At 56.2% G+C, this 12897-nt stretch carries 12 protein-coding genes; all 12 read left to right on the forward strand.

Annotated features, from left to right (window positions below):
• The first annotated feature begins 3 nt into the window (after positions 1 to 3).
• Positions 4 to 1500 (forward strand): ABC transporter ATP-binding protein, encoded by a 1497-nt coding sequence (locus tag DL346_RS17165; RefSeq protein ID WP_112883380.1) that lies wholly within the window; start codon positions 4 to 6, stop codon positions 1498 to 1500.
• A complete protein-coding gene (locus DL346_RS17170; protein WP_240633255.1) occupies positions 1497 to 2567 on the forward strand; it encodes an ABC transporter permease in 1071 nt (356 codons plus the stop codon). Before DL346_RS17165 ends, DL346_RS17170 begins: the two co-directional genes overlap by 4 nt.
• Positions 2568 to 2595: 28 nt before the next feature.
• Complete coding sequence (locus DL346_RS17175; RefSeq protein WP_206098556.1) at positions 2596 to 3474, forward strand: ABC transporter permease; 879 nt, start codon at positions 2596 to 2598, stop codon at positions 3472 to 3474.
• 38 nt (positions 3475 to 3512) lie between these two features.
• On the forward strand, positions 3513 to 4187 hold the full coding sequence (locus DL346_RS17180) for a sulfite oxidase-like oxidoreductase (RefSeq protein WP_112883382.1): 675 nt from the start codon (positions 3513 to 3515) through the stop codon (positions 4185 to 4187).
• Positions 4187 to 4924: a nucleoside phosphorylase gene (locus DL346_RS17185; RefSeq protein ID WP_112883383.1), complete on the forward strand. Its 738-nt coding sequence runs from the start codon at positions 4187 to 4189 to the stop codon at positions 4922 to 4924. Before DL346_RS17180 ends, DL346_RS17185 begins: the two co-directional genes overlap by 1 nt.
• A 580-nt stretch (positions 4925 to 5504) precedes the next feature.
• Positions 5505 to 6350 carry a hypothetical protein gene (locus DL346_RS17190; protein ID WP_112883384.1) on the forward strand — a complete coding sequence of 282 codons (846 nt, stop codon included), beginning with the start codon at positions 5505 to 5507 and terminating at the stop codon, positions 6348 to 6350.
• Positions 6351 to 6928: 578 nt separating this feature from the next.
• Entirely contained in the window at positions 6929 to 7966 is a 1038-nt protein-coding gene (locus DL346_RS17200; protein WP_112884014.1) for a sulfonate ABC transporter substrate-binding protein, read from the forward strand.
• 36 nt (positions 7967 to 8002) lie between these two features.
• Positions 8003 to 9148 carry an FMNH2-dependent alkanesulfonate monooxygenase gene (ssuD, locus tag DL346_RS17205; RefSeq protein WP_112883386.1) on the forward strand — a complete coding sequence of 382 codons (1146 nt, stop codon included), beginning with the start codon at positions 8003 to 8005 and terminating at the stop codon, positions 9146 to 9148.
• Between the two features lie 13 nt (positions 9149 to 9161).
• Positions 9162 to 9959 (forward strand): ABC transporter permease subunit, encoded by a 798-nt coding sequence (locus DL346_RS17210; protein ID WP_112883387.1) that lies wholly within the window; start codon positions 9162 to 9164, stop codon positions 9957 to 9959.
• A complete protein-coding gene (locus tag DL346_RS17215) occupies positions 9929 to 10804 on the forward strand; it encodes an ATP-binding cassette domain-containing protein (RefSeq protein WP_112883388.1) in 876 nt (291 codons plus the stop codon). Before DL346_RS17210 ends, DL346_RS17215 begins: the two co-directional genes overlap by 31 nt.
• 134 nt (positions 10805 to 10938) lie before the next feature.
• Complete coding sequence (locus DL346_RS17220; protein WP_112883389.1) at positions 10939 to 11754, forward strand: DUF6492 family protein; 816 nt, start codon at positions 10939 to 10941, stop codon at positions 11752 to 11754.
• Complete coding sequence (locus DL346_RS17225) at positions 11751 to 12860, forward strand: glycosyltransferase family 4 protein (protein ID WP_112883390.1); 1110 nt, start codon at positions 11751 to 11753, stop codon at positions 12858 to 12860. The genes DL346_RS17220 and DL346_RS17225 overlap by 4 nt, the downstream gene beginning before the upstream one ends.
• Positions 12861 to 12897 lie beyond the last annotated feature (37 nt).

Raw genomic sequence — 12897 nt, forward strand, 5'->3', positions numbered from 1 at the left:
CGGATGTTGCTAAGCATGGAGAACATTACGAAGGCTTACGGGCCCGTGAAAGCCAATACCGATATCGGCTTTACGCTGAACAAGGGCGAGATCCACGCGCTCGTCGGCGAGAACGGCGCAGGCAAAACGACGCTGATGCGCATTCTGTACGGCATGGAGAAGCCGACAAGCGGCACGATCCGCATACGCGGCGTCGAGCAGCATTTCGCTACGCCGGCGGACGCGATAAAGAGCGGCATCGGCATGGTGCACCAGCATTTCATGCTGTTTCCGTCGTTTACGGTTGCGGAAAATATCGTCATCGGGCGGGAGCCGAGAAGCGGCATGGGCTTCAACCGCAAGGCCGCCATCGCGGAAGTCGAGGCGCTGTCGCGCCAATACGGCATGCCGGTCGATCCGCGCAAGAAGACGTCGGCCTGCTCGCTTGGCGTTCAGCAGCGCGTTGAGATTTTGAAGGTGCTGCATCAGGGTGCGGATATCATTATTCTCGACGAACCGACGGGCGTACTGACGCCGCTTGAGGTAAAGGAGCTGCTCGTTGCGATCAAGCGGCTCGCTGCGCAAGGAAAGAGCTTTATTATTATCAGCCATAAGCTGCAGGAGATTATGGACGTCGCCGACCGTATTACGGTGCTGCGCGACGGCCGCGTGACCGGCGTTGTGGAAGCGAAGGATACCGATGTCGAGCAAATTTCCCGGCTGATGGTCGGGCGGGACTTGGTCGATATGCCTCGCACGGCGCCTGAGCCAGGCGAAGCCGTGCTCGAAGTGAAATCGCTCACCGTGCCGGGCGACAAAGGGAAGCCGCTGGTAAACGAGGTTAGCTTCGGCGTAAGGTCCGGCGAAATCGTCGGCATCGCCGGCATTTCCGGCAATGGCCAGTCGGAGCTGATCGGCGCGATTTCGGGCTTGGTTGACATCGGCAGCGGACAAGTCCTGCTTGCGGGCAAGGACGTTACAGGCACGCCGGTGCGGAAGATTCGCGAGCTCGGCCTTGCCCATATTCCGGAGGACCGCTACCAATGGGGCGCTGCCAAGGACGCGACTGTCGTAGAGAACGGCGTCATGGGACACGCGCGCAGAGAGCAGCGGTATGGCATGCTGCGCGGGCGCAGCATCCGCTCGATGGTTGAAGACTGGGTCAAGCGCTTCGAGATCAAGACCGGGTCGCTCGATACGAAGGCGCAGTTTTTGTCCGGCGGCAACTTGCAGAAGCTGATCGTCGCGCGCGAGCTTGCGCAGGGAACGCCGTTTCTTATTGCTGCTGAGCCGACGCGCGGCGTCGACGTCGGCGCGATGGAGATCATCCACGGCGAGCTGATCAAGAAACGGAACGAGAAAGGCGCGATTCTGCTCGTTTCCTCGGAATTGACGGAAATTTTGAAGCTGTCCGACCGCATACTGGTCATCAATGAAGGCCGAATCGTCGGCGAGTTGAGCGCGGAGGAAGCGACAGAGGAACGGATTAGTTTATTGATGGCGGGAGGGAAGCAGGCTTGAACAGCAAACTTACGCAATTCGCAGGAGCGCTCGTTCAGCCGATCGTGGCTGTCCTGCTTGCCCTGCTCATTGGCGCGCTGGCCATTTTCTTGGTCGGGGGCTCCGTCATGGAAACTTACGCCGAGATGTGGAAAGGCGCATTCGGGAGCTTTTATTTTGTCACCAATACATTATCGCGCGCGACGCCGATCATTCTGGTCGGACTTGGCACGGCGCTAGCCTTTCGGGCAGGCTTTTTCAACCTCGGGGCCGAAGGACAGATGATCCTCGGCGGCTTGTGCGCGGCGATCACGGCGCTCTACGTTCCGGGACCAGGCTGGTACAAGCTCGTTCTGGCGCTAATCTCGGGCATCGTTGCGGGAGGCATTTGGTCGGCGTTCGCCGGTTGGATGGATGCCAAGTTTCGCATGAATCTCCTCATTACGACGCTGCTGCTCAACTATATCGCCTCGCTGTTTGCGGGCTACTTGGTCGCTTATCCGCTTAAAGATACGACCGGCTCTGCGGCGATGGCGCAGACGAAAATGATCGATCAGAGCGCTTGGCTGCCGAAATTGTTTCAAGGGATGAGTCTTCATGCCGGGTTCCTGATCGCCCTTGCCGGCGCGATTCTGCTCTTCCTGTTCATGAAATATACGGTCAGCGGCTACGAAACGCGCATGCTCGGCAACAATCCGCTGTTCGCCGCATACGGCGGCGTGCAGCGCGGCAAGCTGATGTTTTACAGCATGCTTGCAAGCGGCGGCTTCGCCGGCTTGGCCGGCGCTGTCGAGGTGCTGGGCACGCAGTACCGCTACCTTGACGGCTCGCTGTCCACGCCGGGCTACGCATGGTCCGGCATCATGGCGACGCTGCTTGCCGGCTCGCACCCGCTCGGCACGGCGTTCGCAGCATTATTGCTTGCGGCGCTGCAGACTGGCGGCATGGGCGTCGAGCGCAACACCGAGGTGCCTCTCGAGATCGCCAGCGTCATCCAAGCGACGCTGATTCTGTTCGTATCGGCTAAATTAAGCTACAGCTTCTTAAAACGCAGGAAAGCGAGGGCTCAGAGTGGAACAATTTCTTGATGTGTCCCTGTTTAACTCCACCCTCCGGATGGTGACGCCCATTCTGCTTGCCGCGCTTGGGGGCGCGATCTGCTCGCGCGTCGGTTTGTTCAACGTCGGCCTGGAGGGACTTGTACTGTTCGGCGCATTCTTCGCGATCGTCGGCAATTACATTACAGGCAACGTATGGCTGGCGGTGGCGTTCGCGGTTCTGTGCGTCATGCTGTTCTCGCTTATTTTCGCTTATTTAAGCATTCATTTGAGGGCTAACGTCATTATCGTCGGCATATCGCTGAACTTCCTGGCCTTGGGCTTGACCTCGTTCAGCCTGCGGGCTATCTTCAATGTGAAAGGCGCTTATTACGATAAAAACATGCAGGGCTTGCCGGCAATCGATATCCCGCTGATCAAGGATATTCCGTGGCTCGGCGATGTGCTTTCCGGCCATTCGCCGCTTGTTTATCTTGCTTTTCTGCTGATCTTCGTGTTTCAATACTTCTTGTTCCGTACCGTTTCCGGCTTCAGGCTGCTCGCCGTCGGCGAGAATCCCGTTGCTGCGCGGAGCCTCGGCATCAAGTCGAAGCGCATTCAGTACGGTGCCGTGCTGATGTGCGGCGTGCTGTGCGGATTGGCAGGCGCGCAGCTGTCGCTCGGTCAGGTGACGATGTTTACGGAAAATATGACGGCAGGCCGCGGGTTTATCGCCCTCGTCGCCACGATGCTCGGCCAATCGAATCCGCTCGGCGTCGGCGCGTCGAGCTTGCTCTTCGGGTTTATGGACGCGGTGAGCATCCGGCTGCAGGGCTTGTCGCTGCCAACCCATTTTACGATGATGCTGCCTTATGTCGTGACGCTGGTCATGATGCTCTTCTTCAAGGATAAGAGCTACATGCAGGAAGCGCGCAAGGCCAACGAAAGCTCGCGTTAGAGCATGGCATTGCCCCAATTGGAAGGAGGCTACTACAGGTGAACAACAAAGCAGAGCGTTTGAAGAACGCCAAACCGATGCCGCAGGCGGAGGTGGACGCATCGCTGGCGCACCGGCTCCCGCCGGGTCAGACGGTGACGGAGCGGTTCCCGATTTTGCATGAAGGGGAAGTGCCGGTGTACTCGCTGCCGGATTGGCGGCTTCGGATTTTCGGCGAAGTGGAGAAGGAGCTCGAGTTCTCGCTCGAGCAGTTGAAGGAGATGAAACAGACCGAGCAGGTTTGCGACATCCACTGCGTGACGCGCTGGTCGAAGTTCGATACGAAGTGGGAAGGCGTGTTGTTTAAAGATCTGCTGCCTTTGCTCGGCGTAAAGCCGGAAGGCCGCTACGTTATGATTCATGCGGACAACGATTATGAGACGAACGTGCCGCTCGAGGATCTGATGCGCGACGATATTTTGCTGGCGTTCAAGTTCGACGGTCAGCCGCTGACGCCGAAGCACGGCTTCCCGCTTCGCTTGATCGTACCTCATCTGTATTTCTGGAAGAGCGCGAAATGGATTACGGGCATCGAGTTTATGAAGGAAGACCGCCCGGGCTTCTGGGAGCGCAACGGCTTCCATAACGTGGCCGACCCGTTCCGCGAGGAACGCTTCTCCGGCGAGGACCTCGGTCTCCCGGAAGATTTGTGGAAAGAGTGTGACTACGACTAATGTCTCTTATGCCGATTTTGCAAATCCATACCGAGGACGCCGCGGAATACGCGATCGTGTGCGGCGATCCAAAACGCGCGGAGCTCATCTCGCGCAAGCTCGATAACGCACGGGAGCTGGCCTTCAGCCGCGAATACCGTACGTTCGCGGGCGAGATCGAAGGCGTGCGCATTCTGGTCACGAGCCATGGCGTCGGCTCTGCGGGTGCTGCCGTGTGCTTCGAGGAGCTCATCCGCGCCGGCGTGAAGACGCTGATCCGCGTGGGAACCGCAGGCTCCTATTCGGCCGATCATCCGGCCGGCAGCCTGATCGTCAGTAGCGCTGCGGTTCGCGCGGAAGGGCTGACCCGCTCGCTGGTGCCGGACGGCTATCCGGCCGTCGGCGACAGCGAGGTCGTCAATGCGCTGTATGCCGCAGCGCTGGAGACGGAAGGAGACGGCGTCGTCAAGAAGGGACTGACCGTCTCGCTTGACGTGTTCTTCGCGGGCGTGGAGGAAGTGCCGCACCGCAAGTACAAGCAAGCCGGCGTGCTCGCCGTCGAGATGGAGATTGCGGCGTTGTACGTCGTCGCCTCGCTACGCGGCGCCCGTGCCGGCGCGATCGTCGCGCTGGACGGCTACGCCGACAGCGATCTAGCCGCGGAGTACGACCCGCACACGGATGTCGTCGCGAAGGCGGTCGAGCGCGAGATCAACGCGGCGCTAGGCGCTGTTGTGAAGCTGGCGGGACAAGCGTAATAGAACGAATAGGGAGCCCGGTATCTGCGAAGATACCGGGCTTTTTTGTCGTGGAGACAACTGGATAAACTTACATTTTTATAAAATATAGGAAGCAGAAGGATAGGTTTAGATAAACAGAGAGTATCGGTTCCGTCACTCTCATAAAAGGAGCGCGACTACTATGACGCAAATGATAAAAGTACAAGAAATGACGGCTTTATTTGGAGGGCAGCTTTTCACTTTCTAGAACGCTATCTGGTGCGTTATTTTTGTGACGACTCCCCATGCAACGGCAGGGGAGTCTTTAAATTTCGTTTATGAATTATAAACGCTTTCTTAAAAAGTTAGTGGTAAATTATGAGAATATTCTGCTTTGTTGATAGAAAGGGGGGCTGTTTATTAGTGGAGTAGATAGTGACAAGTCAAGTCGGGAAGTGATTGGCGTGTAGTAGGTTTCGCACCCGACTTCGCTTCATTGGGACAGAAAGGCTGCGTTGTGATTGTTGGATCTTCACGAAGGCAGCACACAACAGCGTCTAGCGGACAGGTATCATGTGTGTAATTAAATTAGTGATAGGATAGGAGTGAATCTTACACTATGATTGGAAAAAAGTTATTTAGCTCAATTATGGTCCCCGTATTCGCATTAACCTTGATGGCAAGTGTTGTAAGCGCTAAAGGACCGGACAGGCCTGCTCAGAAACCGGAGTCAATTGATCTTGTTGAGTCCGAAATCCATTATGCTCCTTCTATTGCAAACCAAGGGCAAACGAGGACTACGATTCCTGTACAAGGTGTAGATAAGAAGAAGCAATACAAAAAATCGTTGTTAGATTTCTTTACCTCGAATCCGAAGTACAGTGAAAGCATCAGCCAAATTGACACTATCGTGAATCAGGCAATTGTTTCGGAGAGCGCTAATACAGCTTCAGCAGATGGAGAGATTACACCCTACGTAATCGTAGGTCAAGGGTGGACAAAGGCACCTTATGTCACATTTTCACAAAACCGCGTGACGTACGCTACATCTTGGATTCCGGAGGATAATTATCGCTCCAATGTACCGGTAACAGTTAGTTACACCAAAACCATGACAATATCCGCTACGCTCGGGTTTTCAGGCTCAGGCCTTATTAAGGACAAAATGGGCTTCCAAGTGTCTGCTGGCGTAAATCAGACAACTTCAATTACGCAGGGCGCCACAATTCCTAGTTGGACAGTATGGGGGAAAAGACCATATATAAAATATCGTCTTGAGGAATGGGCAGGGATTTATTATTACATTGATTCTACCGGCGGCATTGTACAGGTGATTGAAGGTCCAGTAACGGGTACAAATAAAGTCCTTATCACAAAATCGACTGAATATTGGACTCGGACCAATACGGCAGAAAGTACAACTGCAACCACCCCCACCCCCCCAACCGGCCCACCCAATGTATAATAAGGGAAAATGAGTTGGAGGTAATAAATGGAAATCAAAGACATCAAAAGGCTCTTGCTAGTTATCTACGTAATTTTTGTTATAGTAGTTGGCGTCCTAGCAGTTCCATTTAAGAAAGTGTGGGGGCCTTCAAATGAGTTGAGGGTCTATGATGTTGTGTACGCACCACTTTGGAGCTTAACTGACAAATATCACAGGATGGACGACTATACTTTCCCCATTTACGAGTTGCAAGTTACTCGATTGCTATTTACTATCTTCATTGTTAGTCTGATTTTCTTCATTATTTATTTGCTGCTATCTACAAAAGAATAAACATCAAACAGCCCCACTATGCGAACTTGGTGGGGCTGAGCTAGTCTATCTGGTTTTGTTGCTTAAGGGCTTTCGTCTTTTAAATTCATAGTTGACTTATCGGATTAATCAGATTATGATAAGAACATCAAATACAGCAAGCCTACCGGACAGCCGGAGGCTTCCATGGCCGATACTCCCTGAGGAGATTGGACTAATGGAGGTCTCCGGTTTTTCGCGTATGCGCAAGCATTTCAAATGCAAAGGGGTTAACGACCATGACCATGACAAGGACGGCAAAAAGACGAACACTTTCCATTGCGCTGCTTGGCTTCATCTTCCTTTTATCCGCATGCGGCACCAATAATTCCGGCGGGAATGCCGCGAATACGGCATCGAACACCTCCGCTTCCGGCAACGAAACCACATCTACCGAAGCTGCATCGAATGAAACGCCTAAAGCGGCAAAAGAAGTTCATATCGGCTTCCAGAAGTACGGAACCGTTAATATTCTCAAGGCAAAAGGAACGCTGGAGAAGCGATTGGAATCCGAAGGGTACACGGTGATGTGGACGGAATTTCCGGGCGGGCCGCAGCTGCTCGAGGCGCTGAATGTCGGGAGCATCGATATCGGCCATACGGGCGAGGCGCCTCCGATTTTCGCGCAAGCCGCGGGTACGTCTCTCGTGTACCTGGCGCATGAGCCGGTGAGCCCGGCTAGCGAAGGCATCCTCGTGCCGAAGGACTCCAAGATCGCGACGCTGGCGGATTTGAAAGGGAAGAAGATCGCCTTGAACAAAGGCTCCAACGTTCACTACTTGCTGGTTAAGGCGTTGGAGAAGGCTGGCGTCGATTATAAGGATGTCACGACCGTTTTCTTGAAGCCGGGCGATGCGCGGGTTGCGTTTGAGAACGGCAGCGTGGATGCCTGGGTCATCTGGGATCCGTTTCTGGCCGCAGCTCAAACAGCGACGGGGGCGAAGCTGCTGACGGACGGCACAGATCTCGTGTCCAATATTGAATTTTATTTGGCTTCGCGCCAGTTCGCTGAAAACAACAAACCGGTTATCGACGCATTCAACGAGGAGTTGAACAAGATCGACGCATGGGCTAAAGAAAATCAGAAGGCCGTGGCGGAGCTGCTGTCACCGCAGCTGGGCATCGATGTTCCTTCGCTTGAGCTTGCTTCCGCGAGAAGAGAATACGGGATCACTCCAGTTGACGACTCCGTCATTGAAGCCCAGCAGAAGATCGCCGACACGTTCTTCGACCTGCAGCTGATTCCGAAGGAAATTACGGTGAAAGACGCGACGTTGAAATAAGCTGAAAACCGACTAAATCAAACGGAGGAGATTGACATGGAAGTATTCTGGTTTATTCCGACACACGGAGACGGCCGGTACTTAGGATCGGCGGAAGGGGCGCGCGCGGTTGACGCGACGTATATGAGGCAAATCGCCCAAGCGGCGGACCGGCTCGGCTATGGCGGCGTGCTGCTGCCGACGGGCAGCTCCTGCGAGGATGCGTGGGTTGCCGCTTCATCGCTCATTCCGGTGACGGAGAAGCTCAAGTTTCTCGTTGCCATCCGGCCAGGCTTGATGTCGCCGACGCTTTCGGCCCGGATGGCCGCAACCTTCGACCGGATCTCCGGCGGGCGGCTGCTCGTCAATGTCGTAACCGGCGGCGATCCGGTGGAGCTTGCGGCGGAAGGTCTATTCCTCGGCCATGACGAGCGCTATGACCTGACGGATGAGTTTCTGGAGGTGTGGCGCAGAGAGCTCGCGGGCGAGACGGTCCAATTCGAAGGCGAGCACTTAAAAATTCATGACGGCAAGGTACTCTATCCGCCGGTGCAAAAGCCATATCCTCCGCTGTATTTCGGGGGATCGTCCGCGGCGGCGCAGGAGGTGGCGGCTGACCATATCGATGTGTATCTGACATGGGGAGAGCCTCCTCACGAGGTAGCCGAAAAGCTGGATCGCGTGCGCAAGCTGGCGGCGGAGCGCGGAAGAGAAGTACGCTTCGGCATTCGGCTGCACGTTATCGTCCGTGAGACGTCCGAGGAGGCTTGGCGTGAAGCCGACCGGCTCATTAGCAAAGTAGACGAAGAGGCGATCCAAGCCGCGCGCAAGGTATTTGCCCGTTATGATTCGGTAGGCCAGCAGCGGATGACGCGCCTGCACGGCGGCGACCGGAGCCAGCTGGAAATTTATCCGAACCTGTGGGCCGGCGTCGGACTCGTTCGCGGCGGTGCGGGAACGGCTCTTGTCGGCAATCCGCAGGAGGTCGCAGGACTTATGAAGCAATACGCCGATCTCGGAATCGATACGTTCATTCTGTCAGGCTATCCGCATTTGGAGGAGGCTTATCAGTTTGCTGACCTGGTGTTCCCGCTGCTTCCCGTGAAGCGGCCGGAAGGTACAGCCGGTCCATCGTCCACGAGTCCCTTCGGCGAGCTGATCGCGAATGCGATCAAGCCGTCGGAACGGGCGCCGGTCAGCTAGGAGGCAAACGGTCATGAGCCAAACAACTTCGTACAAGTGGCTGACCCGAACCTGCTCCATCCTGCTGGAATGGGCGATTCCTGTGCTGACGGTTGCGCTGTGGCAGTGGTTAGGCAGCATGGAGTGGATCTCTTCGCGCATTCTGCCGACTCCGGCAGCCGTCGTTCAGGCCGGCTGGAGTCTGGTGGAAAACGGCCAGCTGTTCACGTATATCGGGGACAGCACGCAGCGGGCTTTTATCGGCTTTGCCATCGGCGGCGGAATTGGCTTCGCATTGGCCATCTTGAACGGTTTGCTGCCGCTGTCGGAGAAGCTGACCGACTCCAGCATCCAAATGATCCGCACCATCCCGCATCTTTCGCTCATTCCGCTCATCATTGCGTGGTTCGGGATCGGCGAGCAGGGCAAAGTTTTTCTCGTCGCGCTGGGCGTTGCGTTTCCGATTTATTTGAATACGCTCCACGGCATACGATCCATCGATCATGGCTTGATCGAGATGGGGCGCACTTACGGATTGCAGGGCTTAGCCCTGTTCCGCTCGATTATTTTTCCGGGGGCGCTTCCGTCCATTCTCGTGGGGCTGCGGTTCTCGCTCGGCATTATGTGGATTACGCTCATCGTATCCGAAACGATCTCTTCGGACAGCGGCATCGGCTACATGGCGATGAACGCGAGGGAGTTCTTCCAGATGGACGTCGTCGTTCTTAGCATCATTATCTATGCGTTGTTAGGCAAGCTATCGGATTGGATGGCCAAACAGATGGAAAGGAGTTGGCTGCAATGGCATCCGCACTTCCGCAAAGGAAAGTAAGCCTTCCGCCGGAAGAGAAGGCTCAATCGTCATCGAAGGTACCATCGCAAGTGTCGGCTGTTGCATCGGCGGCCTCCCAGGCGGAGCACCCAGCTCCCCGCGGCCTGCGAATCGACGTGCACGGCGCCGTCGTCGGGTTCGGCGATCTCGCCGTCCTGCGCAGGCTGGAGCTGTCGATCCCGCCAGGCCAGTTTCTGGCGGTCGTAGGCCGAAGCGGCTGCGGCAAGAGCACGCTGCTCCGGCTTCTCGCCGGCCTTGAACAGGCCGCCGAAGGCTCGGTTGCCCTCGGAGGAGCAGCTGCTTCCGGCCTCAGGCCGGATGTGCGCGTCATGTTCCAGGACGCGCGCCTTCTGCCGTGGAAGACGGTCCTGGACAATGTCCGGATCGGCGTCCCTGGAGGCGACCGCGCCAAAGCGCTTGCCGCGCTGGAGCTCGTCGGGCTCGCGGACAGAGCGAAGGAATGGCCGTCCGTCCTCTCCGGCGGGCAGCGCCAGCGGGTCTCGCTCGCCCGGGCGCTTGCCGCCGAGCCGAGCCTGCTGCTGCTCGACGAGCCGCTTGGCGCGCTCGATGCGCTGACCCGCATCGAGATGCAGTCGCTGATCGAACGACTCTGGCAGGAAAGGCGGTTCACGGCGGTGCTCGTGACGCATGACGTCGGCGAAGCGGTGGCGCTTGCCGACCGTGTAGTTCTGGTAGAGAACGGCACGATCGCGCAGGATGTCGACGTCGCGTTGGCGCGGCCGCGCGAGAAAGACGGCGGCTTCACCCATTATGAGAACACTATCCTGAATCGAGTTCTGGCTAGGCTTCCGCCGGATGCGAGCCAGACTGGGTTCTCGATATAGATTAAACGACTGACCGCTTGCGGGGCACGCCCCTGCAAGCGGTTTTTGTGCGCTTTTCTCGCGGCTTGCGCCCTGTTGCCCGCTCCCGGGAATGCATATCATGATCACATTACTGCTGAACGGGAGTTGAAGCGATGCCAAGCCTCATGCGGATCAGAAGTAGCAGGGTGAAGATCGATGTATTAATTCCGGCTATCGAGAAGGATCTCGTTACGCTGCCCTATGTCATCAATGCCGTCAGAAAGCAGGTCAAGCACCCGATCGGCCGGTTTCTGATCGTTTCGCCGAACCGAACCCGCATCAAGGCGCTGTGCAAACGCAAACGATGTACCTTTGTCAACGAGAACAGGGTGCTGCCGATTACGAAGTATCATATTCGTTACCGCTCCAGCAAATGGGATCTATCGGGGTGGATGCTGCAGCAGCTCTTGAAGCTAAGCGGAGATAAGCTGTGTTCATCCAAGTATTTTCTCGTCATCGACGCCGACACGGTGCTCATTCGTCCGCATGTGTTCCGCTCCGGCGGCAGAACGCTGTTCTATTGCAGAAGGTGGAGCCAGCCGGAATATTTTCGCACCTACCGAAAGCTCATGGGGAGAAGGGCGGCGCGTCCCGCTTCCTTCGTCACTCACTACATGCTGTTCGAGAGATCGAAGCTGCGCCAGATGAAGAATGCGATTGCCGCCAAGCACGGCACCAGCTGGTACAGGGCGATTCTGAAAAGCATGAACAAAACGAAGAAATATGCATTCTCGGAATTCGAAACTTACGGCAACTATCTATATAGCCGGAACCCAGGCGGCGTCGGCATTAGGAAAGCGCTGAACAAAAGCCTGAATATGAGCGTGCGGCAGCTAACGGCTCAGAAGCGCCAATCGCTCGCCCGCAGCTATCGGTCGCTTTCGTTCCATAAGCGAAAAGGATACGCAAGGAAGGCCGTGAAGCGATGAGGCGCTATCATGTCGTTTGGAGAGGTCCGATCAAAAGGGCATCCGGACTTGGCATCGCGAGCAGAGAGTACGTCCGGGCATTAAGAAGAAGCGGCGTCCGCGTCACCGTGGGGGCTTCAAGAAGAGGCAACGGGAGACCGCGCATCCTAATCTATCATTACTCTCCGAACACGCTTAACGTCCAGCAGGCAAGAAAGCAGTTTGACTATATCATCATGAACACCGTCTGGGAGACAACCCGCATTCCGAGGCGTTGGCGGGCCCCTCTCAACAAGGCCGATGCCGTGTTTGTCCCCTCGAAACAGAACATGCGGGCTCTGCGAAGCAGCGGCGTGAAGAGGCCCATTTACATCGTTCCCCATGGGGTGAATGCCCGATTCTTCAATCCTCGCAGCAAGAAGCTTCCCGTGAGAGAGGCGAAGGGCCGATTCGTATTCGTTTCGGTGTTCGGGTTCCAGCACCGTAAAAACCCCGAAGCGCTTCTAAGGGCGTATTGGGAGGAATTCAACTCGTCCGATAAGGTGCTCCTACTGATCAAAACAAATGGGTACGCGCGTTACGAGAATGCGAAATGGATCCGCAGCCGCATTCTGGCCTATAAGAGGCGACTTGGGCTTCATCGCAAAAAAACAGCCCCGGTCGTCATCATGGGCGGGAAGTTAAGCTCCTGGAAGCTGCGGGGTATTTACACGCGAGGAAATGCTTTTGTTCTGCCTACAAGGGGTGAAGGCGTCGGATTGCCGTTCCTGGAAGCACTGGCCAGTGGCATACCGGTCATTGCAACCGGCTGGGGCGGCCATATGGATTTCTTGACGTGGCGAAATGCCTTCCTGGTTCCGTATAAGCTTAGACCGCCGGTAAGCAGCATGAGGCTTGCCTCGTCGATTTCACGCCAGTTCCGCGGATTATTCGCGGAACAGGGACAGCTCTGGGCGGAAGCCAGTATCGCCGGCTTGCGAAGAAGAATGAGGGCCGCGTATCGAAACCCGAAGCTATGCCGCCAGAAAGGGCGTCAAGGCAGGGTTGTCGCGGTTAGAATGTCGTGGAGCCGGGCAGGCGGCATGATGAAACGAACGATAGAGAGGGTGGTCCGGAAGCGAAGATAGGGCCTGCGGGAAGGCACATTGTTTTTTCAAGGGGGGA

The organism is Paenibacillus montanisoli, from assembly GCF_003268025.1.
GTDB lineage: Bacteria > Bacillota > Bacilli > Paenibacillales > Paenibacillaceae > Paenibacillus_Z > Paenibacillus_Z montanisoli.

Coding starts and splice junctions, on each gene's coding strand:
- DL346_RS17165 (WP_112883380.1), top strand. CDS start 4: ATGTTGCTAAGCATGGAGAACATTACGAAGGCTTACGGGCCCGTGAAA.
- DL346_RS17175 (WP_206098556.1), top strand. CDS start 2,596: ATGGTGACGCCCATTCTGCTTGCCGCGCTTGGGGGCGCGATCTGCTCG.
- DL346_RS17185 (WP_112883383.1), top strand. CDS start 4,187: ATGTCTCTTATGCCGATTTTGCAAATCCATACCGAGGACGCCGCGGAA.
- DL346_RS17190 (WP_112883384.1), top strand. CDS start 5,505: ATGATTGGAAAAAAGTTATTTAGCTCAATTATGGTCCCCGTATTCGCA.
- DL346_RS17200 (WP_112884014.1), top strand. CDS start 6,929: ATGACAAGGACGGCAAAAAGACGAACACTTTCCATTGCGCTGCTTGGC.
- ssuD (WP_112883386.1), top strand. CDS start 8,003: ATGGAAGTATTCTGGTTTATTCCGACACACGGAGACGGCCGGTACTTA.
- DL346_RS17210 (WP_112883387.1), top strand. CDS start 9,162: ATGAGCCAAACAACTTCGTACAAGTGGCTGACCCGAACCTGCTCCATC.
- DL346_RS17215 (WP_112883388.1), top strand. CDS start 9,929: ATGGCATCCGCACTTCCGCAAAGGAAAGTAAGCCTTCCGCCGGAAGAG.
- DL346_RS17220 (WP_112883389.1), top strand. CDS start 10,939: ATGCCAAGCCTCATGCGGATCAGAAGTAGCAGGGTGAAGATCGATGTA.
- DL346_RS17225 (WP_112883390.1), top strand. CDS start 11,751: ATGAGGCGCTATCATGTCGTTTGGAGAGGTCCGATCAAAAGGGCATCC.